This window comes from Corynebacterium sp. Marseille-P4321 (assembly GCF_903645305.1).
Lineage (GTDB): Bacteria > Actinomycetota > Actinomycetes > Mycobacteriales > Mycobacteriaceae > Corynebacterium.
Genome location: NZ_CAHJXO010000001.1, coordinates 1,106,185 through 1,130,069, shown reverse-complemented (window position 1 = coordinate 1,130,069; position 23,885 = coordinate 1,106,185). Strand labels below are relative to the sequence as shown.

General features: G+C 63.9%; 24 protein-coding genes, 1 tRNA gene and 2 pseudogenes. 14 read left to right on the top strand and 13 right to left on the bottom strand.

Features of this window, described 5'->3' with window-relative positions; genetic code table 11:
- Nucleotides 1–62 precede the first annotated feature (62 nt).
- Together HWX32_RS05170 and HWX32_RS05165 are read left to right on the top strand one after the other, a co-directional pair.
- Nucleotides 63–1,127: a hypothetical protein gene (locus HWX32_RS05170; protein ID WP_131820128.1), complete on the top strand. Its 1,065-nt coding sequence runs from the start codon at nt 63–65 to the stop codon at nt 1,125–1,127.
- 32 nt (nt 1,128–1,159) lie between these two features.
- A complete protein-coding gene (locus HWX32_RS05165; protein WP_075468569.1) occupies nt 1,160–2,236 on the top strand; it encodes a quinone-dependent dihydroorotate dehydrogenase in 1,077 nt (358 codons plus the stop codon).
- A gap of 47 nt (nt 2,237–2,283) precedes the next feature.
- Here the strand turns inward: HWX32_RS05165 and HWX32_RS05160 are convergent, their stop codons facing one another.
- Nucleotides 2,284–2,631, bottom strand: coding sequence for a hypothetical protein (locus HWX32_RS05160; protein ID WP_075468571.1), 348 nt, complete (start codon nt 2,629–2,631; stop codon nt 2,284–2,286).
- 23 nt (nt 2,632–2,654) lie between these two features.
- Complete coding sequence (locus tag HWX32_RS05155; protein WP_175934948.1) at nt 2,655–3,188, bottom strand: YbhB/YbcL family Raf kinase inhibitor-like protein; 534 nt, start codon at nt 3,186–3,188, stop codon at nt 2,655–2,657.
- A gap of 185 nt (nt 3,189–3,373) precedes the next feature.
- On the opposite strand from HWX32_RS05155, the gene HWX32_RS05150 reads away from it, so the two are divergent.
- From HWX32_RS05150 to HWX32_RS05140, 3 genes are all read left to right on the top strand, one after another.
- Nucleotides 3,374–3,462: transfer RNA gene (locus HWX32_RS05150), tRNA-Leu, on the top strand.
- A 48-nt stretch (nt 3,463–3,510) separates the two neighbouring features.
- The gene (locus HWX32_RS05145; RefSeq protein ID WP_254868282.1) at nt 3,511–4,179 is read left to right on the top strand and encodes a TVP38/TMEM64 family protein; all 669 of its coding nucleotides are present in this window, start codon (nt 3,511–3,513) and stop codon (nt 4,177–4,179) included.
- A gap of 63 nt (nt 4,180–4,242) precedes the next feature.
- Nucleotides 4,243–4,821: a MarR family transcriptional regulator gene (locus tag HWX32_RS05140; RefSeq protein ID WP_175934947.1), complete on the top strand. Its 579-nt coding sequence runs from the start codon at nt 4,243–4,245 to the stop codon at nt 4,819–4,821.
- Here HWX32_RS05140 and HWX32_RS05135 read toward each other — a convergent pair.
- The 3 genes from HWX32_RS05135 to HWX32_RS05125 are packed head-to-tail and all read right to left on the bottom strand — an operon-like array spanning nt 4,790 to nt 7,351.
- Nucleotides 4,790–6,043: an SPFH domain-containing protein gene (locus HWX32_RS05135; protein ID WP_175934946.1), complete on the bottom strand. Its 1,254-nt coding sequence runs from the start codon at nt 6,041–6,043 to the stop codon at nt 4,790–4,792. The genes HWX32_RS05140 and HWX32_RS05135 overlap by 32 nt on opposite strands.
- Nucleotides 6,044–6,472, bottom strand: a complete 429-nt coding sequence (locus HWX32_RS05130; RefSeq protein WP_075466870.1) for an NfeD family protein — start codon at nt 6,470–6,472, stop codon at nt 6,044–6,046.
- A 33-nt stretch (nt 6,473–6,505) separates the two neighbouring features.
- Entirely contained in the window at nt 6,506–7,351 is an 846-nt protein-coding gene (locus HWX32_RS05125; RefSeq protein WP_075466867.1) for a DUF3097 domain-containing protein, read from the bottom strand.
- A 40-nt stretch (nt 7,352–7,391) separates the two neighbouring features.
- Here HWX32_RS05125 and HWX32_RS05120 point away from each other — a divergent pair, with 40 nt between their 5' ends.
- On the top strand, nt 7,392–8,150 hold the full coding sequence (locus tag HWX32_RS05120) for a hypothetical protein (RefSeq protein ID WP_175934945.1): 759 nt from the start codon (nt 7,392–7,394) through the stop codon (nt 8,148–8,150).
- A gap of 18 nt (nt 8,151–8,168) precedes the next feature.
- On the opposite strand, the gene HWX32_RS05115 is transcribed toward HWX32_RS05120, so the two are convergent.
- From HWX32_RS05115 to HWX32_RS05105, 3 genes are all read right to left on the bottom strand, one after another.
- Nucleotides 8,169–9,221 (bottom strand): ferrochelatase, encoded by a 1,053-nt coding sequence (locus tag HWX32_RS05115; RefSeq protein WP_175934944.1) that lies wholly within the window; start codon nt 9,219–9,221, stop codon nt 8,169–8,171.
- 19 nt (nt 9,222–9,240) lie between these two features.
- Entirely contained in the window at nt 9,241–10,992 is a 1,752-nt protein-coding gene (locus HWX32_RS05110) for a DIP1281 family NlpC/P60 protein (protein WP_254868281.1), read from the bottom strand.
- 556 nt (nt 10,993–11,548) lie between these two features.
- Nucleotides 11,549–12,061, bottom strand: a complete 513-nt coding sequence (locus HWX32_RS05105) for a DUF6676 family protein (RefSeq protein WP_075466853.1) — start codon at nt 12,059–12,061, stop codon at nt 11,549–11,551.
- A gap of 186 nt (nt 12,062–12,247) precedes the next feature.
- Between HWX32_RS05105 and acnA the strand changes: the two genes are divergently transcribed.
- The 3 genes from acnA to HWX32_RS05090 all read left to right on the top strand — a co-directional run bounded on the left by acnA (nt 12,248) and on the right by HWX32_RS05090 (nt 16,500).
- Nucleotides 12,248–15,025, top strand: a complete 2,778-nt coding sequence (gene acnA / locus HWX32_RS05100; RefSeq protein WP_175934943.1) for an aconitate hydratase AcnA — start codon at nt 12,248–12,250, stop codon at nt 15,023–15,025.
- 141 nt (nt 15,026–15,166) lie between these two features.
- Complete coding sequence (locus HWX32_RS05095) at nt 15,167–15,733, top strand: TetR/AcrR family transcriptional regulator (RefSeq protein WP_175934942.1); 567 nt, start codon at nt 15,167–15,169, stop codon at nt 15,731–15,733.
- A gap of 35 nt (nt 15,734–15,768) precedes the next feature.
- A complete protein-coding gene (locus HWX32_RS05090) occupies nt 15,769–16,500 on the top strand; it encodes a glutamine amidotransferase (protein WP_075466844.1) in 732 nt (243 codons plus the stop codon).
- Nucleotides 16,501–16,504: 4 nt separating this feature from the next.
- Here HWX32_RS05090 and HWX32_RS05085 read toward each other — a convergent pair whose 3' ends face one another.
- The gene (locus HWX32_RS05085) at nt 16,505–17,218 is read right to left on the bottom strand and encodes an NAD(P)H-binding protein (protein ID WP_175934941.1); all 714 of its coding nucleotides are present in this window, start codon (nt 17,216–17,218) and stop codon (nt 16,505–16,507) included.
- Nucleotides 17,219–17,258: 40 nt separating this feature from the next.
- Between HWX32_RS05085 and HWX32_RS05080 the strand changes: the two genes are divergently transcribed.
- Both HWX32_RS05080 and HWX32_RS05075 read left to right on the top strand, forming a co-directional pair.
- A complete protein-coding gene (locus HWX32_RS05080; RefSeq protein ID WP_075466838.1) occupies nt 17,259–17,528 on the top strand; it encodes an ACT domain-containing protein in 270 nt (89 codons plus the stop codon).
- A gap of 12 nt (nt 17,529–17,540) precedes the next feature.
- Nucleotides 17,541–18,911, top strand: coding sequence for a PFL family protein (locus HWX32_RS05075; RefSeq protein WP_175934940.1), 1,371 nt, complete (start codon nt 17,541–17,543; stop codon nt 18,909–18,911).
- A gap of 60 nt (nt 18,912–18,971) precedes the next feature.
- On the opposite strand, the gene HWX32_RS05070 is transcribed toward HWX32_RS05075, so the two are convergent.
- Together HWX32_RS05070 and HWX32_RS05065 are read right to left on the bottom strand one after the other, a co-directional pair.
- Nucleotides 18,972–19,922, bottom strand: a complete 951-nt coding sequence (locus tag HWX32_RS05070) for a trypsin-like serine protease (RefSeq protein WP_082259740.1) — start codon at nt 19,920–19,922, stop codon at nt 18,972–18,974.
- A 117-nt stretch (nt 19,923–20,039) separates the two neighbouring features.
- Nucleotides 20,040–20,288 carry a PLDc N-terminal domain-containing protein gene (locus HWX32_RS05065; RefSeq protein WP_075466832.1) on the bottom strand — a complete coding sequence of 83 codons (249 nt, stop codon included), beginning with the start codon at nt 20,286–20,288 and terminating at the stop codon, nt 20,040–20,042.
- Between the two features lie 43 nt (nt 20,289–20,331).
- Here HWX32_RS05065 and HWX32_RS05060 point away from each other — a divergent pair, with 43 nt between their 5' ends.
- Nucleotides 20,332–21,066, top strand: a complete 735-nt coding sequence (locus HWX32_RS05060) for a glutamine amidotransferase (RefSeq protein ID WP_082259739.1) — start codon at nt 20,332–20,334, stop codon at nt 21,064–21,066.
- A 36-nt stretch (nt 21,067–21,102) separates the two neighbouring features.
- On the opposite strand, the gene HWX32_RS05055 is transcribed toward HWX32_RS05060, so the two are convergent.
- Entirely contained in the window at nt 21,103–21,621 is a 519-nt protein-coding gene (locus HWX32_RS05055; protein ID WP_254868280.1) for a DUF421 domain-containing protein, read from the bottom strand.
- A gap of 21 nt (nt 21,622–21,642) precedes the next feature.
- Nucleotides 21,643–21,914 (bottom strand): annotated as a pseudogene (locus HWX32_RS05050) (ABC transporter ATP-binding protein); the annotation flags it as partial.
- Between HWX32_RS05050 and HWX32_RS05045 the strand changes: the two are divergent.
- Both HWX32_RS05045 and HWX32_RS05040 read left to right on the top strand, forming a co-directional pair.
- Nucleotides 21,888–22,052: pseudogene (locus HWX32_RS05045) on the top strand (DUF711 family protein); the annotation flags it as partial. The pseudogenes HWX32_RS05050 and HWX32_RS05045 sit on opposite strands and share 27 nt — an antisense overlap.
- 196 nt (nt 22,053–22,248) lie before the next feature.
- Nucleotides 22,249–23,883, top strand: a complete 1,635-nt coding sequence (locus HWX32_RS05040; protein WP_175934939.1) for an HNH endonuclease signature motif containing protein — start codon at nt 22,249–22,251, stop codon at nt 23,881–23,883.
- Nucleotides 23,884–23,885 lie beyond the last annotated feature (2 nt).

Here is a 23,885-nt window from a genome sequence, read left to right as displayed (position 1 = left end):
CCGCCCCGGCCGTCCACGTGCAACGCCTAGCTGGCAAGGTGGTCTTGCTAGGCTGAGCTTTCGTGAATGCTTTGCCTTCCCGCTTGAATATCGCAGGTGCTTATCGACGTCCAAAGGTCGCTGCCCTCACCGCCGCAGCGGCACTGCTGCCGGTTTCGGCGCTTTTGACCGGTTGCGGCGGTCCCGTGGAGGAGGCCACCTCCGACGCCGTGTTTATGGGTAATGCGGAGCCGGCAGAATCCCCAGCCACCAGCGAGACCGGAGATCCGGATGGCGAGGTAGTAGCCTTCGACGCGGTGCGCGACCTGGATGCGACCGGTGACACCTTGGGTGTGCGCACCGAGAACTCTCTGATCATCGGCACCGCCGAGGAGCTCGCTCGGGGCGGCGGGGCCACGCACGACCTCGACGCCTCCTGTGGCGATGTCTCCGCTAACGCCGGGTCCTTCGCCGTGGCGTGCGACGGCGAGGTCCGCGTCTTCGGCGAGCGCGAGGAGACTATTGCCACCGATCACCCAGTCACCAGCGCGACCGTGACCACGACTGGCGAGGTGCTCGCGGGCAGCGACACCGAGCGCACCGTGTGGCTCTTCCGCGACGGCGAGGAGGCGGACGCCTTCTCCGTGGCGCGTGAAACTGACCAGCTGCAGGCCGTGCCGGTGGCCGGCCAGGAGGACGCGGTGGTGCGCGTGTGCAGCTTCGACACCACTATCCAGGACCTGGATTGGACGGGCTCGCGCCAAGGCGGCACGCTGCGAGTCGGCCTGGGAGTGGGCAAGATTTCCGCGGGCGACGGGACCGTGCTCGCCGCCGATGCCACCGGCTCGCAGCTTTTGGTGTACACCACAGACGACATCATCCGCCTCCACCAGATGGCGCCCGTGCCGGAGGGCCCCTGGGACACGGCGTGGGACGCGCAGCGCGAACTGGCTTGGGTAACCTCCACGGCGGAAAACCGTCTGACCGGCTACGACATCTCGCAAGGTGTGCCGCTGGAGCGTCAGTCGCTGCGTACGGTAGCGAACGCGCGCAGCATCGCCTCGCTCGATAGCGGCACCCTGGTCCTCGGTTCGGCCACCGGCGACGGCCTGCAGTTCTTGGATCCTGACAACGGGGCCTCCCAGTAACCACCCTCACTTTCCCGGAAAGGGGCTTGACCATGTCTTTGCACGACGCCGCACTGAAGGTGATGTTCCTTCTGCCGCCGGAGCGCATCCACGGCATTATTAGCGGCGGGCTTCGGGTGTTGCACACCCTTTCCCCGGTGAACCGGGCCATGGAGAAGGTAGTGCGAGTGCATGACCCGGTGCTGCGCCAAGAAGTGTTCGGGGTGGAGTTTCCTGCGCCACTGGGGCTTGCGGCCGGCTTCGACAAGAACGCGGACGAGATCGACGCGTGGGGCGCACTTGGCTTCGGCTACGCCGAGATGGGCACCGTGACCCCGAAGCCACAGCCCGGCAACCCCGCTCCGCGCCTGTTCCGACTCCCGGAGGACAAGGCGATTTTGAACCGCATGGGCTTCAACAACAAGGGCGCCCTCGACGTGGCGGATAACCTTCGCACCCGAAAGTCCCGCGACGTGGTGGGGATCAACATTGGCAAGAACAAGACATCCGAAGACGCGGTGGCCGACTATCGCGCCACTGCGACCGCGCTCGCTCCGTTGGCCGACTACGTCGTGGTGAACGTTTCCTCGCCGAACACACCGGGGCTGCGCGACCTGCAAGCGGTCGAAGAACTGCGCCCCATCCTTCAGGTAGTCAAAGACAGCACCGACACGCCGGTGCTGGTGAAAATCGCTCCGGACCTTACCGACGAGGACATTGACGCAGTCGCCGACCTCGCAGTCGAGCTGGGTTTGGCAGGCATCGTCGCCACAAACACCACGATCTCCCGTGAGGGCTTGGCCACCCCCGCAGCCGACGTGGAAGACATGGGGGCTGGCGGCATCTCCGGGGCACCCGTCGCGAAGCGCTCGCTCGAAGTGCTCAAGCGGCTCAACGCGCGAGTTGGAGACCAGCTCGTGCTGATCAGCGTCGGCGGCATCTCCACCCCGCAACAGGCGTGGGAGCGCATCACCGCTGGCGCGAGCCTGCTGCAGGGCTACACGCCGTTTATCTACGGCGGGCTGGGGTGGATCCGCGGTATCCACACAGGCATTGCGCGACAGATTAAAGCCCACGGCCTCGACTCGATTGAGCAAGCCGTGGGAAGCGGGCTGGAGTGGCGAGATTAACGCGCTGTAGCGCGCCCGGGCTCGCTCTCGCGACCTCGAGCGGACGTCTAAAGCACGCTGCGACGCAGTACTACGGCACAAAGCGCCGCGGCGACGGCCCACGCTGCCAGCCACACAGGGGTGGTGACCATGAGCGTCACATCCGGGAGCAAAATGCCGAGGCCGATTAGGCCGACGGCCACCGCGAGCGCGATGACCTGCGTACGAGAGCCGTTCTGCTGCGTGCTCGTCGTCGCGAACGCGCCGAGCAGCCCAATCGCGGCGAAAACAGTGAGCACCTGCGGTGTAATCGCGAAGGTCGCCTCACTGCCGAGGAACCCGATGATGGCGTACAACATCATGGCCGCGGCGAGACCGAGAAACGCCCCGCCGACGCGTAACTGCACTGGAACCATGCGTTGAGACTACCGGGTGGGTCCTAGGCGTTTTCGTACCAGCCCCAGATCACCGTGCGCGCCAGCGTGTGGAAGTACAGGTTGAAGCCGAGCTGCGTCGGATTCGCGATCTCATCCGCAGGCAGCTCCGTGTCCACCGCGTGCACGGCGAAGAGGTAGCGGTGCGGGCCGTGGCCCTCTGGCGGGTTCGCACCGTAGTAGCCCTGCACGCCAGAATCACCGGTGAGCACAGTTGCACCAACGCCTAGGCCGTCCTCAGAGCCAGCACCTGCCGTCAGTTCGGTCACATCAGCGGGGATGTTGAACGCGGACCAGTGCCAAAAGCCGGAGGCCGTCGGCGCGTCCGGGTCAAAACAGGTCACGGCAATGGACTTGGTGCCCTCTGGCAACCCGGACCAGGCCAGTTGCGGACTCGTCGCGTTGTCACCCGCCAGCTTGTCGTCGAGGCGCTCGCCGTCGGAGATATCTGCGGAGGTGAGCTCGAAAGATGGCACGTCCTTTAGCGGTGCGTACGGATCGGGGCCAGGGAAACGGTCAGATACATAAGAAGCAGTCATGGTTCCTTTTGTACAGGAAAACTCGGTCCCCGACACCCCGTTACCGGCAGACCGACCACTGATCCGCGGAGGTGTTGCGCTCCGCCGGCGGTAGCAATTATGGCGCCTGCGCTGGGGATTTGGTGCCACCTGCGCCCACCCCTATAGTTAAGCGAGTGCCCAGCCGAAAGGCTGCAACACCCAAAGCCCGGGTGGCGGAATGGCAGACGCGCTAGCTTGAGGTGCTAGTGTCCTATTAACGGACGTGGGGGTTCAAGTCCCCCCTCGGGCACCAACCAGCCGGCTCCTACGAGGAGCCGGTTTTTTCGTTCGAGGAGGCATCGTGGCAGGTCGCGCACCGCTGAAGGGAGTTGTGGTCGTCCTTGCCGTCGCGGTGTTCATCGGGGCTTGGGCGCTTCTCGACGTTCCCCCGCTGGCCACTTTGCGCGAATGGTCAGACGCCACTGGCCTATGGTTCCCGGCGATCTTCTGGTTCCTCTACGTGCTGATCACCCAGTTCCCCATCCCGCGGACCATCATGACGATCTCGGCCGGCATCCTGTTCGGCACGTTCCAGGGCATCCTCATCGCGCTGACCGCCACGACCGTTTCCGCGGTGATTTCCCTTGTGGTCGTCCGGTTCCTCCTGCGAGACTTCGTCGAAGCGCGGCTGACCCACCCCATGGTGCAGCAGATCAACCAGCGGCTGGAGGAACGCGGCTGGCTGGCTGTGCTCAGCCTGCGCATGATCGCGGCCGTGCCGTTTTCGATCATGAATTACGCCTCGGCGCTCACCCGGGTGCGAGTGCTGCCCTTCGCGGTTGCCACCCTGATCGGCTCTGCGCCGGGCACCATCCTGGTGGCAATTTTCGGCGACACGCTCACCGGCGAGGCGAACCCCCTCTACGTGGCGGTGATGGCGATTCTGGCACTCGTGGGCGTAGGCGGACTCGTGCTCGATGCGAAGTTGCCAACCCGGTCAAGCTCCGCGGCAGATATGCGAGGCCACTAAGCTCGCGCGATCCCGGCGTGGCACAGTCAAGGCTTTAGGGTAGACCGCTTAGACTTAGCGCCCATGATTGGCGTGCACGGCAAGTATCGGGGGCGTGAAAAGGCGCGCGCCCAAGTTGTGGAGCGCTCCGCCGAAGCGCTCGCGTCACTCCCGGGCGTCGGCGCCGTGGCAGTGCTGGGAGTAGAAGATGTCCGCACTGTGGTCGAGTCGCCGGAACACGCGCTCAACCTCATCATGGCGCTACTTTCAGACGGCAACTGGGCCATCGGCATTGGCATCGCCCCCGGCACGGATGATGCTGCCGACAATACCGCGGCAGAAGCCAGCACGAAGGCCGTCGGTGTGAGGGCGGGGCAGGTAAAAGTCGTGGTGAAACAACGCGGGGCCACCACAGACGCTGCAGACATCGCCGCAGCGTTCGCGCTGCTCGCCCACGTGCTGCACAAGCGAACCTACGAAGGGCGCGAGGCAACCTCATTGGTGCGCAGCGGCATGAACCAGAATGAGGCGGCAAACACGCTAGGAATCTCGAAACAGGCGATCAGCCAGCGCCTGCAGGCCGCCGGTTGGCCCGCGGAGCAGGCCGGCTGGCAACTGGCGCTGAACCTGATTACTCGGGCTGCTGATCCTGACGCGGAGTGACCGGGCGCGAAACAGCGATATCGCCTGCCGCCGTCTCAGCTTCCGGCCGGGAAGTGATCTCCCGCTGCACCTGCCCCGAGTGCGTCGCGGGCGCGGTCGGCGCGTCAGCCTGCGTGGTGGGATCCGGGTCGTCGACGTGCTTATTCGCCACCGCGCGGGCTTCTGCCAGTGCCTTGGCAAGCTCCGGGTCTTGAGAGGTGTCGAACCAGCGGTCCGTGTCCTCCTCGCCCGCCATCTCCTTCGTGGCGTCGTCCACGCGCTCCGCCTCGTAGCGGAACACCCCGTCATCGTCCTGCTTCGCGAAGGCCTTCGCGAACTGCTCGAGCGAGTCGCCGAACTGCGAGGGGATCATCCACATCGTGGCGGCTTCGTTGTCCGCGATCTTCGGCAGCTTGTCCAGGTACTGGTACGCAAGCAGTTCCGGGGTCACCCCGGAAGACTTAATCGCGGCGTTGACCTTCTGAATCGCGCGGGCCTCACCCTGCGCGTTGAGGTAGCGCGCCGCGCGCTCGCCCTCGGCGCGAAGCATCATTGCCTGGCGCTCCGCTTCCGCTGCGAGGATCGCCGCGTGCTTCTCGCCCTCAGCCGAGAGGATTCTCGCCTGCTTCTCGCCCTCGGCTGTCTTGATGTCGGATTCGCGCTTACCCTCAGCGGTGAGGATCATGGCGCGCTTTTCCCGGTCCGCCTTCATCTGCATCTCCATGGACTGCTGGATGGACGGCGGCGGATCAATCGCCTTCAACTCCACTCGGCTGATGCGCAGACCCCACTTCGCGGTCGCCGCGTCGAGCTCGCCGCGCAGGCGCCGGTTAATGGTCTCGCGCGAGGTAAGTGTCTCCTCCAGGGTCATGCCGCCGACCACATCGCGCAGCGTAGCCACGGAGATCTGCTCCACGCCGACGAGGTAGTTGTCCACGCCGTAGATGGCCTTCGCCGGGTCGTTGATCTGGAACGTCACCACAATGTCGATAGCCACCGTCAGGTTGTCCTGCGTGATCACCGCCTGCGGCGGGAAGGACACCACACGCTCACGGGTGTCTACCCGCGCACGGATCTTGTCCACGTACGGCACCAGCAACGTCAGCCCGCCCGAGGCGGTGCGTGTGTAGCGGCCGAGACGCTCGATGACTGCGGCTTCACCCTGAGGAATCAGCTTCACGGAAGCCGATAACACCGCTACCAGCAGCAGGAATATTACTAAAAGGACGATCCATCCACCCATTTACATCTCCTTCCCCACGACGGCCACCGGACCGTCGATATCGTATACAGTGACGCGGCCGCCTACCGGGATTTCATCTGCCGGGTCGAGGGAGCGAGCGGACCACAAAGAACCGTCGATAAGCACCTGCCCCGAACCCGGCCCGATTGCCTCCACCACCTCGGCGCCCTGCCCCACGAGCGCGCGTGGCGTCTCGTCCAGCACCTTGGGCGCGTCGAGACGTTTACGCAACACTGGGCGCAGGAAGAACCAGAACATTGCCGACGACGCCGCGAAAACCGCGATCTCAACCCCCAGCGGCACACCCGCAAGCGAAACCAGCGACGTGGAAAGCGCCCCAGCTGCAAGCATGAGAAGCGTCATCTCCCCCACGGCCAGCTCGAGGCACGCGAGTAGCGCTGCAGCGACAAACCAAATAAGTGCTCCCACGACGCGCAGTTTACATGTGCCCCCGACGCAGGGTTAGCAATCCGATTTTGTCAGCTCCGGGTTAGTCACGAAATCCACGAGGCGCTCCACCGCACCGATGAGCGTGTGGTCCAAATCCCGGAACGTGTTCACCGAGGAGTACACGCGGTGCCAGCCTTCTTTCGGGTCGGACCACCCCAGGCGCCGGCACACGCCTTTCTTCCAATCCTCCCCGTAAGGCACCTCGGGCCAAGCTGCGATACCCACGCTCGCAGGCTTCACCGCCGCCCAGATATCGATGTACGGGTGCCCGGTGACCAGCACGTGCTCGCCGACGCCCTCCACAAGGCGCGACTCCTTCGTCCCCTCGATCAAGTGGTCGGCGAGTACCCCGATGCGCCGACCTGGGCCCGGCTGGAACTCGGCGAGCCGCTCCGGCAGGTTATCTAGCCCCTCGAGGTACTCCACCACCACACCCTCGACGCGCAGGTCGTGGCCCCACACCTTCTCCACAATCGCCGCGTCGTGGATGCCCTCCACCCAGATGCGCGAAGGCATTGCGACTTTCGCCTGGACGTTGTCCACCTTCCGCGAGCCTGAGTTCGACCGTTTCGGAGCGTCCTGGCGCGGCGCGACATAGCGGGTGAGCGTGACGCGTTGGCCCTCCACCATGAAGGCGCCGGGCAGCATCTTGAACAGCCGCTGTGTGCCGTAGCGGTCCTCGAGACGGACAAAGTCGCCGTCGTAGGTGCGCTCGAAGCCCACCACCGCGCCAACGAAGTCGTTTCCCACGATCTCCACGATGATCCCGGGTTCCGCCGGCACCTGCGGGTACGTCGGGCGGGTGTTGCGGGCATGGCCTTTGAAAATGTCTGCGCTGTAACGGTCGTCGCGATGCATAGTGCGACGTATTCTAAACCGCCCGCCTACACTTGCCGGGATGCACACCCGCCCGGAAGTCTATTCACCGCTGCAAAACACCGCCGTGTGGTTCGCCGCCTGGCTCTACGGTGTGGAATCCACCGACGACACGCTAGATGCGCTCACCGATCTCGGCGGCACGCACACGTACGGCACGGCCCCGATGGCGCAGTTGCTTGGCGGCATCCGCCGGGTCGCCGACCTCGAATCAGAAGATCCCGTGGTTCGTCTCGTGCTGTGGGGGCCCGGCCAGGCACCCCGACTGCGCGCGGACTCACCGGCGATAGAGGCGCTGACCCGCGCAGGCGCTTTGGTGGTGCGCGGCCACGAGGGCGTGAGCCACATTCTCGTACCGGAATACTCCGAAACGGGCGTTGCTTGGCGCTGGTTCGAGGATCCGGAGCGTGTGCCCGAGCCGGAATGGCTCACCCCCGGGGAGGCTGACCAGATGCTGGCCCGAGCGACCGACGAGGCGGCCACACTTATCGAAGCCGCCGGTGGCGTGCGCCACGACCTACCGAACCCGCGCCTGACCGTGGGGACACTTTCAGATTTCTACGACACCCCGGGGTTACCTGCCGGAGTGACTCCGAGGGCGGCGAAGCTCTTCGCCCGAGCTGACCGGGTCGCGGCAATCGTGGAGACGGTAAGCGACCGGCTGGACGACCACAGCTTCGATCCCCACCTCTTCGCGTTGTGGAGCAAAGTGCGCTCGGCACGGATGGCTGGGGTGTCAGACGCGGTGGTGGATTACCGCCGCGAGTGGATGCGGTCTTAGCTCTCCAACCGGCCTCAGTTAATTCGCCGCCGGGGTGGGGCGCTTTACCGGCGCGCAGCAATCTGGTTTGCACGGCTCGCCGTTTACCGTGCAGCCCTGCACGGGCTCCAAGGACAAGGTTTCCGGCTTAACCTTTACGGCGACGCGCTCTGCGAGCTCAACGACCATGGAGGCGAACTCCGGGTTGAGCCCCACTGTGGGCACCCGGTCCAGGGTGACGCCCATCTCGTCGCAAGCCTGCTGAAGCTCGGTGTCCAAATCCCAGACCACCTCCATGTGGTCGGTGATGAAGCCAATCGGCACGCAGATGACGTGCTCAATGCGGTCCTCTTCGTGCAGCTCGCGCACCCGGTCCACCACGTCAGGCTCGAGCCACGGTGTGGCTGGGTTACCGGAACGCGACTGCCAGACCACCTCGTAATCGGTGACATCGGCGCGCTTGGCTACCAGACGGGATGCCTCCTTGACCTGCCGTGAGTAAAGGTTCGGGTCTGCCGCGCCGCCGGAGGCATCGTCGGCGGCGTTCGGCACGCTGTGCGCGGTAAACAGCACCGCCGTGCGCTTGTTCGAAACCGCGTTCACTGCATCGCGCAGGCCCCGAGCCATGAGCTGGACGAACTTCTGGTCGCCGTAGAACTGCCACAGCTTCGTGTACTCGATTTCCGGGGTGAGTTCGCGCATGCGCTGGATGTCTTCGTCGTACTGGCGGCATGCCGAGTAACCACCCCAGGCGCTGGTGGCGAAAACAAGGACTCTCGTGCGCCCGTCGGCCTTCAGCTGGCGGGCGGTGTCTTCGGCGAACGGATGCCAGTTGCGGTTGCCGAAGTACACGGGCAAGTCGTAGCCCCGCTTCTGCAGCTCGGCTTCGATGTTGGCGATGAGCTGACGGTTCTGCTCGTTGATCGGGCTCACGCCGTCGAAGTGGAAGTAGTGCTCGCCCACCTCGGCGAGACGCTCGCGGGGGATGCCTCGGCCACGGGTGACGTTCTCAAGAAAAGGAATAACCTCGTCCTTTCCTTCGGGGCCACCGAAGGAAAGGACGAGGAGTGCGTCGTACTGGAGTAGTGCCATAACCCCAGATGGTAGCCAACTAGAGCAGCCGGACCGCGTTCGGAGTCATGCCCGACCAGCGAACCGGGGTAATGGACACGTTCTGCCCTGCCTGCGGCGCCTCAATCATCATGCCGTCACCCAGGTAGATCGCCACGTGCTGGTTTCCGCCCGGGCCCCAGAAGAGAAGGTCGCCGCGCTTCGCCTCGCTCGTGGGCACCTGGGTGCCGTGTTGGTACTGGTACCCGGTGTAGTGAGGAAGGGAGATGCCTGCGGCCGCGAAGGCGTACAGCACGAGACCGGAGCAATCGAATCCGGCCACATTGCCGCCGTTGACACCGGTTGTGGGGCCGTTTGCGTCGCCGCCACCCCAGACGTACGGGGTACCGATTGCGGATTCCGCGCGGGCAATCACCGTCTCGATCTGGGAGGTGTTCGACGGCGCGATCACGGCCTGCGCCTGGCGGGTGAGGGATTCGGAGGTCGCAACATCGGGCAGCACCTCCGCGAGCCCACCGGCGTTACCCAGCGCGTTCTGGAGACCACCAGCGAACGCAGTGACCAGCTCACCTGTCTGGCTGGACGAGCCCGCGAAGGGGTTCTCAAACGATCCGTGGTTCGCCGCGGCGTTGCCCACAATGGCCACACCGGCGATGACTGCAGCCGCGGCAGCGATCGTCTCCGCATTGATATCCGGCAGGGTGATCTGAGAGGACAGCGCAGCCGGGTTGATGCTGGACGTCGATTGCAGCGCGGTGCGTACCGCATCGGCCACTTCCCCTGCGCTAGGCACGGGAAGCTCGGGGGCTATTTCCACTACCTCGCGGATCACCGCCTCGATAACCTCAGGTGGCACCTCGATCTGACCTGCCGAGCCAGCGTATGGAGCGGCGACAATCCCGGACTCGGGTTCAGCGTTTACCTTTACGCCTTCCGCCTCTGGCGCGCCCGGAGCGTCATTGATCGCCTCTTGCGTGTGTTCTACGCCGCCAATCTCGGCGCCCGGAGCCATCGCAGTCGCGGCCTGCTCGCCCGCCGGCTCCCCCCGCTGCTGCGCGTCTGGTGCAGCGACGGTTTCCGGGCGTTCCTCGGCGAGTGCATCCTGCGCCGCCTCGAGGGCACGCTGTGCCTCGTCGCGCTTAGCTGTGCTGGCCGCGAGCGAGGCGCGGTTTGCGTCGAGAAGCTCACGCGCCTGCGCTTCGGCCTGTGCAGCCTCCTCGGCCGCCGCGTCGGCAAGCTCGCTCGCTTCACTGAGCACGGCTGCCTCGTTGGCAGCTTCTGCGCGGGCCTTCTCCGCTTCCGCGAGTTTGCTCTGTTGCTCCTCGGTGCGCTGACGCAGGAAAGCGGATTTCTCCAGCAGATCGCGCTGCGAACCGGCACCACCTAACGCGCCAAAGTTAGACGCCGTGGAGACGCCGCGATACTGAGAGCGGGTGAGTTCGTCGAGTTCAGCTCGCAGCTTATCGACGCGTTCCTGCGCAGCCGCAACCCTAGACTTCGCCTCTTCCACACCCAGGCGCGCCTGCTCCGCGCGGGCTTGAGAATCGTGCAGATCGACCAGGGCGCGGTTGACCGACTCCTGGAGCTCACCGAGGCCGAGGTTGAGCTCGTCCACGTTCGCTTGGGCGCGCGAGACTGCAGTGACGAGCTCGCCAACTGCAGAGGTCGAACTCTGGCCGGACGCGGACGGGCTGAGCATGCTCGCCGCAAGGGACAAGGTGGTGGCGCACGCGACTAAGCCGGATGCGCGACGCGCACGGCGAAACCGGGTGCCCCTTTGTGGAATCGCCACGAAGGTGCTCCTCACACCGCGCAACACGCATGCCGGAGCAAGCCTTTCGGGGCGATCAAGAAAGCCCTAAGGCACGCGCCGACGTACCGGTTGGCGGCTTGACTAGAGCCGCTACCGGTGCGCGCGCACGGTAGTTAGACGTTGACTACTGACGCGGCAACGTGGGCGCGGTGCGCTGCAACCCCTTTGGGGCAACACGTTGACACCCCGGTGGGTGTCGAAACGGTACTCGGCGTGCTTCCCCACATGCCCGAACCATTTCTCTTATCGCGTGACTAGCGCGACGTGTGTTGCAACCGAAGCGGTTGTGACGTTCCTCGACTCACGAGCCGACACGGAGACCATACGTCAAGTCTTTTGACTTGTATCCCTTTTGTTACAAACAATAACGCGAGTCAAGGAAATCCACATGACTCACACGCGCCTCGTCTGCGAAAACACAGTGATGACATTTCGCTTGTGATGATGATCACAGTACCGAGCTGGGGTCACGGTTCGGCCACGGCTAAGGTATTGCCGCGCATTGTGGGGTCAAGGAGAGGGGCTTTACGTTCACCTAGCGGGTTGATCGAAAAGTGAATGCTGCCGCGAGGATCAATGCAGCCACAATCACGATCATTACCGGGACCCACGGAACGCTGAACGCATTCGACGCTTCCGCGAAAGCCTCCAGTCCGCGGGCGTAATCCGGCTCAGCGACCATCGCCCGCTGCCCCTGCTCCACTTCTGCACGGGAAAGGGTGTCGCTCACTCCCACCGCAACGTGCGGAGTGCGAACCACTACGGTGTCGAGTCCGGAGGCGTTGGCCACGTCCTGCGCTATATCGCGAACATCCGGAACGTGCGGCGGGGTGTGCTCGAGCACAACCACCCCCACGGAGCCGAGATTCCCCGCATTGGCACTGTCCACTCGTCCAATCGCGTCGGCGATGTCGTGGCCAAGCTGCTCGTTGATCGGATTCTGCGAGCCGAACGCCACGGGCGCGCTCGCAAGCTGGCCTGCGATGGCGTCAATATCAACATCCGCGGGGGCAGCTGGATCCTGGGGTTCAACTACAGGCTCGGTCACGCCGGAAAGTGTAATGGTGGCGATACGGAAGCGTCGATAAGCAATGCGCGGCGTGGCGGGTAGAAAACATAACGGGCGTACTGTTACTATGGACGCGGAACTATGGCCGGTCGCATATCATTGAGGTTTGACCACCATAGGATCGACAATCCCTGATTTTGTATACGACGAGAATTGGAGCTCACCGTGGCAGAAAGCAAGAACTCGTTCGGTGCCAAGAAAACGCTCGAGGTCGGCGACAAGTCCTACGACTACTTCGCGCTCGACGCTGTTGAGGGCATGGAGAAACTCCCCTACTCCCTGAAGGTGCTGGGCGAGAACCTCCTGCGCACCGAGGACGGCAAGAACGTCACCGAAGACCACATCAAGGCCATCGCCAACTGGGACCCGTCCGCGGAACCGTCCGTGGAAATCCAGTTCACCCCGGCACGCGTGCTCATGCAGGACTTCACCGGTGTGCCCTGTGTCGTCGACCTTGCCACCATGCGTGAGGCTGTCTCCACGCTCGGCGGCAACCCGGACCAGGTCAACCCGCTGGCGCCGGCCGAGATGGTCATCGACCACTCCGTGATCATCGAGGCGTTCGGTTCCGACAACGCTCTGGACAAGAACGTCGAGATTGAGTACGAACGCAACGAGGAGCGCTACCAGTTCCTGCGCTGGGGCGCGGAGAACTTCTCCAACTTCCGCGTTGTGCCCCCGGGCACCGGCATCGTGCACCAGGTGAACATCGAGTACCTCTCCCGCGTCGTCTTCGACAACGACGGTCTCGCTTACCCGGACACCTGCATCGGCACCGACTCCCACACCACCATGGAAAACGGCCTGGGCATCCTGGGCTGGGGTGTCGGTGGCATCGAGGCTGAGGCGGCCATGCTGGGCCAGCCGGTCTCCATGCTCATCCCGCGCGTTGTCGGCTTCAAGCTCACCGGCGAGATCCCGGCTGGCGTGACCGCGACCGACGTGGTGCTCACCATCACCGAGATGCTGCGCGAGCACGGCGTGGTGCAGAAGTTCGTCGAGTTCTACGGCAACGGCGTGAAGGAAATCCCGCTGGCGAACCGTGCCACCATCGGCAACATGAGCCCGGAGTTCGGCTCCACTTGTGCGATCTTCCCGATCGATGAGGAGACCATCAACTACCTCCACCTCACCGGCCGCTCCCAGGAGCACATCGACCGCGTCGAAGCCTACGCCAAGGCGCAGGGCATGTGGCTCGAGCAGGACGCGGAAGAGGCTGAGTACTCCGAGTACCTCGAGCTGGACCTGTCCACGGTCAAGCCGTCCATCGCTGGCCCGAAGCGCCCGCAGGACCGCATCCTGCTTTCCGAGTCCAAGGATACGTTCCGCAACCAGCTGCCGGACTACAACACCGCCGGCGAGGGCACCGAAGAGCCGGTGCGCGCGCCGAAGGTCGACGCGGTTTCCTACAACGAGTCTTGGCCGGGCAACGGCGAGTCTGCCGCTGAGGGTGCGGAAGGCCGTGCATCCAAGCCGGTGATCGTTGAGTCCCCGCAGGGCGGCGAGTACACCATCGACCACGGCATGGTTGCCATCGCCGCGGTGACCTCCTGCACCAACACCTCCAACCCGTCCGTGATGGTCGGCGCGGCGCTGCTCGCCCGCAAGGCCGCGGAGAAGGGCCTGAAGGCGAAGCCGTGGGTGAAGACCATCATGGCGCCGGGCTCCCAGGTGGTTGACGGCTATTACGAGCGTGCCGACCTGTGGAAGGACCTCGAAGCCGTGGGCTTCTACCTCTCCGGCTTCGGCTGCGCGTCCTGCATCGGTAACTCCGGCCCGCTGCCGAACGAGATCTCCGAGGCGATCAACGAGTACGACCTCACCGCGACTGCTGTGCTGTCCGGTAACCGCAACTTCGAGGGTCGCATCTCCCCGGACGTGAAGATGAACTACCTCGCGTCCCCGCTGCTGGTTATCGCCTACGCGATTGCGGGCACCATGGACTTCGACTTCGAAACCCAGCCGCTGGGCCAGGACGCTGACGGCAACGACGTCTTCCTGAAGGACGTGTGGCCGTCTACCGAGGAGATCGAGGAGACCATCGCTGGCACCATCTCCCGCGAGATGTACGAGGCGGACTACGCCGACGTGTTCAAGGGCGACGAGCAGTGGCAGGGCCTGGACATCCCGCAGGGCAAGACCTTCGACTGGAACGAGGACTCCACCTACATCCGCAAGGCTCCGTACTTCGACGGCATGCCGGAGGAGCCGGAGGCAATCTCCGACATCGAGGGCGCCCGCGTGCTGGCGAAGCTCGGCGATTCGGTAACCACCGACCACATCTCGCCGGCTTCCTCCATCAAGCCGGGCACCCCGGCCGCGGACTACCTGGATGCCAACGGCGTCGAGCGCAAGGACTACAACTCCTTCGGCTCCCGCCGCGGTAACCACGAGGTCATGGTTCGCGGTACCTTCGCGAACATCCGTCTGCGGAACGAGCTGGTGGATGAGCAGGGTGGCTACACCCGCGACTTCACCAAGGAGGACGCACCGCAGGACTTCATCTACAACGCCGCGATGAACTACGCCGAGCAGAACATTCCGCTCGTCGTGCTTGCCGGCAAGGAGTACGGCACCGGTTCCTCCCGCGACTGGGCTGCGAAGGGCACCAACCTGCTCGGCGTGAAGGCCGTGATTGCTGAGTCCTTCGAGCGTATCCACCGCTCCAACCTCATCGGTATGGGCGTGCTCCCGTTGCAGTTCCCGGAGGGTGAGTCGCACGGCTCGCTCGGACTGGACGGTACCGAGACCTTCAGCATCACCGGCATCACCGAGTTCAACGACGGTGAGACCCCATCCACGGTCAAGGTGAAGGCCGAGAAGGACGGCGCCGACGCTGTCGAGTTCGACGCAGTGGTCCGCGTCGACACACCTGGTGAGGCTGAGTACTTCCGCCACGGCGGCATTCTGCAGTACGTGCTGCGCCAGATGGTGAAGAGCTAACACCTCTTCCCCGCCTCACCCCCTAGCTGCGTCCGTCGCGCGGAGATAAACCGCGCGAGGGCTTCCGCTAGGGGGTTTTGCCTGCCCCCTCCCCCGCAAAACCTGCAAAACCTGCAAAACACTGAGAGGTTTCAACCCGCCATGCCGATTGTCAGCGACGAAGAACTCGCCCGCCGCCGCAGCGAGATCATCGACGCCGCCCGGAAGTGCTTCGCGCATTACGGCTTCGAGGGCGCCACTGTCGCCCGGCTCGAGGAAGCTACGGGCAAGACACGAGGAGCGATCTTCCACCATTTCGGCGACAAGGAGTCACTCTTCCTCGCCATCGCAGAAGCCGACGCGCAGCGCCAGGCAGAGGTGGTCAGCGAGCGCGGGCTTGTCGACGTGATGCGTGGCATGCTGCGCGACCAAGAGTCGAATGATTGGTTCACCACCCGCGCCGAGATCCTCCGCCGCCTGCGAACCGACCCCGTCTTCGAAGCGCGATGGCGGAAGCACCAAGAGGTCCTTGACTACGCTGTGCGGCAGCGTCTGGCCTCCAACCCGCAGATGCGACGGGATGTGCCTGTTGAGGTGGTGCAGACTTACCTTGAGACGGTGCTGGAGGGGTTTATAACCAAGCTCGCGGCCGGTGAGGCGTCGGAGCGGCTGGAAGGGATGTTGGACCTGGTGGAACAGTCGGTCCGCACGCTCAGCCACCCCGGATAGCCACAAACTAGACCAAGCGGTATAGACTGTCCGGCATGTCGAACATGCTCTTCCTCTCCCTCCGCAACGGCGAGATCGGGCCCGAAGTAGCCCGCGCCGAGTACCACGACGCCCTGCGCGCCACCGGTATGGACGAGGTGGACATGGAGCTGCGCATCATTGACGACGAGCACGCCGAGCTCGGCCCACTCGATGCGGTGCGCGGCATCATCGTCGGCGGTAGCTCGCTGAACATCACCGACAGCGGGCGCTCCGCGTGGCACCTCCACATCGACGAGGTGCTCGAAGAGGTAGTCGAGTCTGGCCTGCCGGTCTTTTTCGTCTGCTTCGGCCTGTCGTGGCTGGTGGACTACCTCGGCGGCGAGATCGGCCACAGCCACCCCGAAGACTCCGGCCCCACCACGGTTGAGGTGACTGCGGCGGGCGCCGATGACCCCCTCTTGGGCGGGGCGGGTACTTTCACCGCGCTGACCGGCCACACGGAGAACCCGGAGAAGTTACCGGATGGCGTCGATAAGCTTGTGCTCCTTGCATCCGGCCCAACCTGCCCCGTGCAGATGGTTCGCTACCGCGACCACGTGTGGGCGACGCAGTTCCACGCGGAGATGGACGCAGACGCGATGCGCACGCGGATGGACTTCTACTACGACTACGGCTATTTCCCCGCCGAGGAGTACGCGCGCATCGTCGCCGACCTGCCCAACCACGACGTCAACCGGGCGAACGCGCTGTTGCGCAACTTCGCCCGGCTATGCCGCGGGTGTTAAGGCCTTAGAGCTTATCGACGGGCTCCGCGCCATCCTCGAACTCGAGAGGGTTACGGGCAAACGGTTTGCCGCGGCCGACTGCCTCGACGATCACGTCGGCGACTAGCTCGCGCGAGGTTTTCGAACCCGCCTGCGCTGCGCCGTCGAGCACCTTGATGCCCTGCGAGGGCTCGTCGGTCAGCGCGGTGGGACCAAGAATCTCGTACGACAGGTTCGACGCGAGCAACCGCTGGTCCACCGCCTTCTTACTCTCCACGTACGCGTACCAGGAGTTCGAATCGTCCTCCTCCGCAGTCGCCTCGGCTGCGCCCGCGTAGGACACGTTGACCAGGAACGGCGCGAACTCCTCGAGCTCCTCCAGCGCGTCGATCATCGCGAGCGCCGCGTCCCTATCCACGGCGTAGGTGCGTTCTGCGGAACCGCCGCCGGCGCCCGCGGACCACACCACCACGTCGAACGGCGTGAGCAAACGCGCCCACCCCTCCGCGTCGAGGGTGGTGAGGTCGCGGACGATCACGGTCGCGCCATCGTCGACAAGCTTCTGCGCGTGCTGCGGATTGCGAACAAGCGCGCTGACCGAATGCCCCTCCTCCACGAGCTTCGGCACCGTGTGGCGCGACACGTTGCCACCCGCGCCGAGGACAATCACGTGCTGCTGGGGGTTATCGGTCTGTGGAGTCTGTGGAGTCTGTGGAGTCTGTGGAGTCGATTCAGTCATACGACCACTGTAACCCCGGAGCAATAGTTATACTTTGCGCATGCACGCAATTATCACCATGACCGGCAAGGACCGCCCCGGCGTTATTGCCGCTGTCGCGCAGTCCTGCGCCGAGCACAACCTGAACATCGTCGACGTTTCACAGACGCTCATGGCCGACTTCTTCACCATGATCATGCGCGTGGAGCTGCCTACTGGCGACGTGGACATGGCCAAACTGCAGGCTGAGCTCGACCGCGTGTCTGAACCGCTCGGCATGGTCACGCGCATCCAGTCCGAGGCTCTGTTCGACGCGATGAACGATATCTAAGGGGTTCGGTACATGAGCACGAACTTCCACCTGGGCAACCACCGCATCCTCGACGTCATCCAGATGATTGAGGACTACCGCCTAGACATCCGCACCGTCACCATGGGCATCTCGCTCATTGGCTGCACCCGCAGCTCCATGGAGGCCACGGCCCAAGCCGTCTACGACCGAGTGATCTCGCGCGCGAAGAACCTCGTGCCGGTGTGCGAAGGCATCGAACGCGAGCTGGGCATCCCCATTGTGAACAAGCGCATCTCCGTCTCCCCCATCGCGCTGGTGGCCGCAGGCGTAGAAGGCAACCCAGTGGACATCGCCCGCGCACTCGACCGCGCGGCTGGCGAACTGGGCGTGAACTTCGTCGGCGGGTACTCCGCGCTAGTGGAGAAGGGCGGCACCGAGGCCGACAAACGCTTGATCTACTCCATCCCCGAAGCGCTGACCGAAACGGACGCAGTGTGCGGCTCGGTGAACGTGGCAACCTCACGCGCTGGCATCAACATGAACGCGGTGAAAACCATGGGCCGCATTGTGAAGGAGGCTGCGGAACTGACCGCGGACCGCTCCTCCATAGCCTGCGCGAAGCTCGTGGTCTTCGCCAACGCAGTGGGCGACAACCCGTTCATGGCGGGCGCCTTCCACGGCATCGAGGAACCCGATACGGTCGTCTCCGTGGGCGTGTCCGGCCCCGGCGTGGTTGACAACGCCATCAAGCCGCTCGAGGGCGCGGCGCTCAACGAGATCGCCGAGGAGATTAAAAAGGCCGCCTTCAAGATCACCCGCGCTGGCCAGCTGGTGGGCACCATGGCCTCCGAGCGCCTCGGCGTGCCCTTCGGCATCGTGGATCTTTCCTTGGCCCCAACCGCCGAGGTGGGCGACTCCGTGGCGCACGTGCTGGAATCCATGGGCCTGGACCAGGTGGGCACCCACGGCACCACCGCGGCGCTGGCACTGCTCAACGATGCCGTGAAGAAGGGCGGCATGATGGCCTGCTCCCGCGTCGGCGGCCTGTCCGGCTCGTTCATCCCCGTCTCTGAGGATAAGGGCATGATCGACGCGGTGAACTCGGGCGCCATCTCCATGGACAAACTCGAGGCGATGACCTCAATCTGCTCCGTGGGCTTCGACATGATCGCCATCCCGGGCGACACTTCAGCGGAGCTCATCGCGGGCATGATTGCCGACGAAGCCGCGATCGGCGTGATGAACCACAAAACCACCGCGTCCCGGTTGATTCCGGTGCCGGGCACAAAGCCCGGCGACGAGGTCAACTTCGGCGGGCTTCTCGGCTACGCGCCCGTGATCCCGGTGAACACCGTGGGCAACGACGCGTTCATCAAACGCGGCGGGTTCATCCCGGCGCCGGTGCACGGGTTCAGGAACTAAGGGGTTGGCTGGCTTCGAGCCCACGACGTCTTGGAGTGGGCTCGGTGTGGCTAATTCGTGTTACTGAAGAAGGTTATTTAGCGCGAGGTTCAACAGGAGGAACCAGATAACCCCTAGCACTATCCCTACAAGCTCCGGATCGCTAGAACCGGCTTCAACTAGACGGCTACTCAGCACCGAATTGGGGCGGTCGGGGTTATCGCCAATATGGATATCCGTCGCCTTAGCTGCGCTTACAATCTCTGCCTGTTCGGCACGGGAAACAATGCGACCTTCACGCGGTGCGTTCACCTGCATTAGTTGAAACTTGTTCCCGCGGCTATCAGTGAAATCGTCTCCGCCGCTTACTAAGCCGACGACGCCGCGACCAGGCACGAAAACGGGACCTCCGGAATCGCCAGGACCAGCATTACCGGGAGACTCCATCATGATCACTTCACCCGCGGTTCCTAACACAGAGCCACAAGACCACTCATTACTCGCTTTATGGGCAGAAAATCCGTGGAAACAAATCTCTTGACCGCGCTTTAACTCGGATACAGGCATAAGCCTTGGACCACCGAAAGTATTCTCGTTAATCTGCACCCCGTCTTCCCATTCGATGACAGCCCAATCGTTCGAATGCGTCTTTCGATCATACGACGGTGCAGGTTTGATCCTCCCCGCCGGAATGACGCTCTGGGGAAAGATCCCACTCCGAGTAGCAAGAAAAACTCTTCGTTCAATGTCAGCGCAGTGCGCGGCCGTATAGCTCACGCGGTTCACAGGGTCATTGAACCCGATGGTGCAAGTTCCTTGCACTGTGAAGAACGCCCAGCCCTGGTTAACCTCAAGACGACCGCGGACCGACGAACCATCAGCGCTCCCAGAAGACGATTCGTTAGAGGATGAGTCTGTAGGCGATGGTGCATCGCTCTCTCGCGATGATTCAGCATGCGCTGACACAGGGATAAGGCTTGGGCAACCGAGAGTGAGGGCCGCCAACACGGCGAGATAGCGACGATTCAACATAAGCCAAGTTTAAATCGAATCTTCATCCGGATTCGCCCTTCGCAGTAATAAGTGTGTACTTTACCCCCATTTACGCCACACATTTAGAGCCTGTTGGCGCCCGTGGAGTGCGGGAAGCTAGCGTTTCTTCCCCACGGTGAAGTACGCCACCCAGCCAAGCGTGTTCACCGCGCCGATCACGGGCGTCCACAGCCACTTCGGGCCACGCAGCTTCCGGTCGTCGGTACGCGCCATGTCCCACAGCGCGATGCTCTTGCCCGCAAAATCAATGGTTGCGAGGACGCCAACGATGGTGCGCTGATCGGCGGAGAGCGCGTTCCACGAATCCTTCACGGTGCCTGCAAGTTCTCGGGTGATGTTTGCCATGCCAAATATCGTACGCGCGATAAGGTGCATTAGATTTGAGCAGGTGACCGTGAATCGCCCCTTCCTCCTGCTGAGCACCCGCCCCGAAGATGAGGCGGCCGCTGAAGAACTTGCTAGTTTCACCGCCGGAATGCAGGTGCCGGAGGGTGCCATCGAGCAGCGGCGCCTGGAATCGGCACCACTCGGCGATGTGGATCTGGAGGCCTACTCCGGTGTGCTCCTCGGCGGCAGCCCATTCAACAACTCTGATCTGGTGAAATCGCAGACGCAGCTGCGGGTCGAACGTGAGGTAGGCACCCTCGTGCGCGAGATCATCGACCGCGACTTTCCGCTCATGGGCGCTTGCTACGGCATCGGCACGGTGGGCACGCTCATTGGGGCCACACTTGGCGACGAGTACGCCGAAGAAGCCGGCCTCATCCAGGTCAGCCTCACCGAGCGCGGTGTTGATGACCCTCTTCTCGATGGCTTGCCAGAGGAGTTTGACACCCTGGTTGGCCACAAAGAAGCCGTGTCCAGCGTTCCCGAAACTGCGACCGTGCTGGTTTCGGGAGAAGCGTGCCCGATCCAGATGTTCCGGGTCGGACAAAATGTCTACGCAACGCAGTTCCACCCCGAGCTCACGGCTCCTGCGCTCGAGGCGCGGCTGCGGCTGTATGCCCACCTTGGCTACGTGCGCGCAGATGTCATGGAGTCAAACATCGCTGAGGCCTACACCGGGGACTTCACCTGGAACAATCGGATCCTGGCGAATTTCGCAGAAATGTACGCGCGGTAGGGGTAATCCGCGGTAGGGGTAATCGCGGCGAAGTTCCTACTTCCTCACTGGTGCGTAGATCGCTTTCCTGCTGCCGCCGTCCGTTGCAGCGATGACTGACATGGTGCCGTCGGTTTCCAAGATGACCGCTTCCACTTCGTCCAAGCTGGCGGAGCCGCTGTTGCGAACCGCCTGCAGGACCTCGCGCTCGGTCACCCGCTCGCGCTTCATCGTGGCCCGGTTCAGGCTGCCGCCCGAGTACAGCAGCGCAGGGTCGGATTTGATGACCTTTTCGAAGCCGTCCGAGCGCAGGGCCAGCTGCGAAATGAGGTACTGGCCACCAAGTAATACAACGATTGCGGTGACCGACTGCGCCAATTTCACGTCCGAGCTGGTGAGCGTTGATGCAAACACCGAGCCGAGCGCGACCGTGATCACGAAGTCGAAGATATTGAACTTGGACAGTGATCGCTTACCGGTGATCCGCAGCATCGCGATAAGCGCGATGTAGATCAGGATTCCTTTTGCTGCGGTGCTGAGGACAGTTTGGGCATCGTTGTAAAAGATTTCGCTCACTGGGGCGATTGTAGGCGCACGCTAGGCGAGCTCGACGATCTCCATGTATTCGTCGCTCAAAAGGTCCTCGTCGCGTTCGGGCATGATGATCACGCGCTCCGGCTCCAGCGCACGTACTGCGCCCGGGCCGTGGGTGACCAGCACCACTGCGCCGGTGTAGGTCTTCAGCGCGTCGAGGACCTGCTCGCGGGACTGGGGTCGAGGTTGTTGGTGGGCTCGTCGATAAGCAGCACGTTCGCGCGCGAGGACACCAGTGCCTAGCAGGTGTGGAGGGCAACCCGGTCGATATCGCCCGCGCCGAGGAGATCAAAAAGGCCGCCTTCAAGATCACCCACGCCGGCCAGCTGGTGGGCACCATGGCCTCCGTGCACCTCGGCGTGCCCTTCGGCACCGTGGACCTCTCGCTCGCGCCGACCGCCGAGATCGGCGACTTCGCGGAGAGGTACGCGCGCTAAGGGCCGTCAATACGCAATTGCTTTGCGACGGCTTGTAATGTCGCCTTTTAGTGATTTGTATCACACTTTCTAGGACTATGTCTCTCCCTCTGGACATAGAGCCGTTCTACGTCGGCGCGCCTTATAACGTGCATCTCGAAACGTTATTCGGGAGTTCGCGAAGGGAGGGGTTATGGCGCAGGAGCTGGAGAAACTCGTCGCAACCATGGCGCACGCCATGCTGCGGATCAACGACATCTTCTCGGACCCCTCCACACTTTCGTTCGCAGACGTGCACGAGTGCATGGAGACGTTCGAGGCTGCGATGGCACCGAAAGCGGTCATCGACGCCGCATTCGCGTTCATCTGCGAGCGCGACGAAGCGGGCCGGTACGTCGGCTCGAAGCACGCTACGACTTACCTTCAGCGCTGCCTCGGGTTGCAGCCCGGGCAGGCCTACGACCGGCTCGCGGCCGGCCGCGACATGTTCGGCGAGCCCGAGATCGAGGAGCCTGAGGTCGAGGGGCCTGCGCCTGAAGAGGACTGCGACGAGCCGTTCGATCTGTTCGGCGGTGCAGCCGGGGACGAAGATGACGCCGCCGCGAGTGAGGAGGAGGCCCGGCGAGAGGAAGAGCGCAAGAAGGAAGAGGCGCGGCGGAAAGACGAGGCGCGGCGCAAGCAGGAGCAGGCCCGCAAGGACGCCGCGGAGGTCGGTGAGGCCAAGCTGAGGATCATCCGCCTCGAGTTGGACAAGCTTGTGGACGCGGCGAAGGGTGCCCGCAACCGGCTCTACGCCGCCGCCATGCACGAGGCGAAGGAGCGCGACGCAAAGGATCTGCGATCGCTCCTGCGCCGCTGGGTAAACGAGGAGAACGCGAAGCACGTCGACCCCGCCGACCCCAACGCCGGGATGGAAAAGCGATCCGCCCGGGTGCTGGACCAGAATGCTGACGGCACCTTCGACATCCTGATCAAGGCAGTTGCCGGCGACGCCGCCCTGTTCAAGGCCATCACAGACAAGGGCCTGGCCCCGCACTCGAACCTGGACGAAGATGCGCCGGATTACCGCCGGCCGGAGCAGCGCCGCTACGACGAGTTCGTCCGCATCCTGAAGCATTTCGACACTTGCGAGCGGCCCGCCGGAGGGGGCTGCGCATCGGTCGTGGTCAGCGTGACCCTCGACCAGATCGCGGACGCGGACGCGTCCACGCTCTTCCAGACGAACTGCGGCGTCGAGCTGAACGCCTTCGACCTGGTCCGTCTCGGGGTGGGCGGCGCCGCCGACTTCGTGCTCACCCTGGACAACGCCACGCACCTTCCGCTACATCTGCACCGGAGCCGTCGAACGGCCTCGCTCGCCCAGCGCATCGCGTTGCTCGCCCTGCAGGGCGTGTGCGCGTGGGCGGGCTGCACCGCCCCGATTTCAGAGTGCGAGGTCCACCACATCGACGCCTGGATTCAAGGCGGCGGCACCGACATCAACAACCTGGCGGCGCTCTGCAGGCACCACCACCGGATGAACAACGATTTCAAAGACCACAGGAGTAACACCAGCCACATCGACCGATGCCCGGAGACCGGAAGACCAGGTGTAAGAGTGCCCGGGAGCACAGGGGTGACGCTCAATTCCAGCGACCCCGCCGAACGCAGCGCCGCCAACCAGCTTCGCAAACATTCCGTCCGCGCGGCGAAACCCCCGTCTCCCCCGCCACCGGAATCAATTCCGCTTCCCCACCGCCCGCAGGAACCCCAACCTGCCCCACCGCCGCGCGAACCGGCCCAGCCTCCCCCCTGGGCTCGCGACCAGGACCCCTACCCACCGTTCTAACC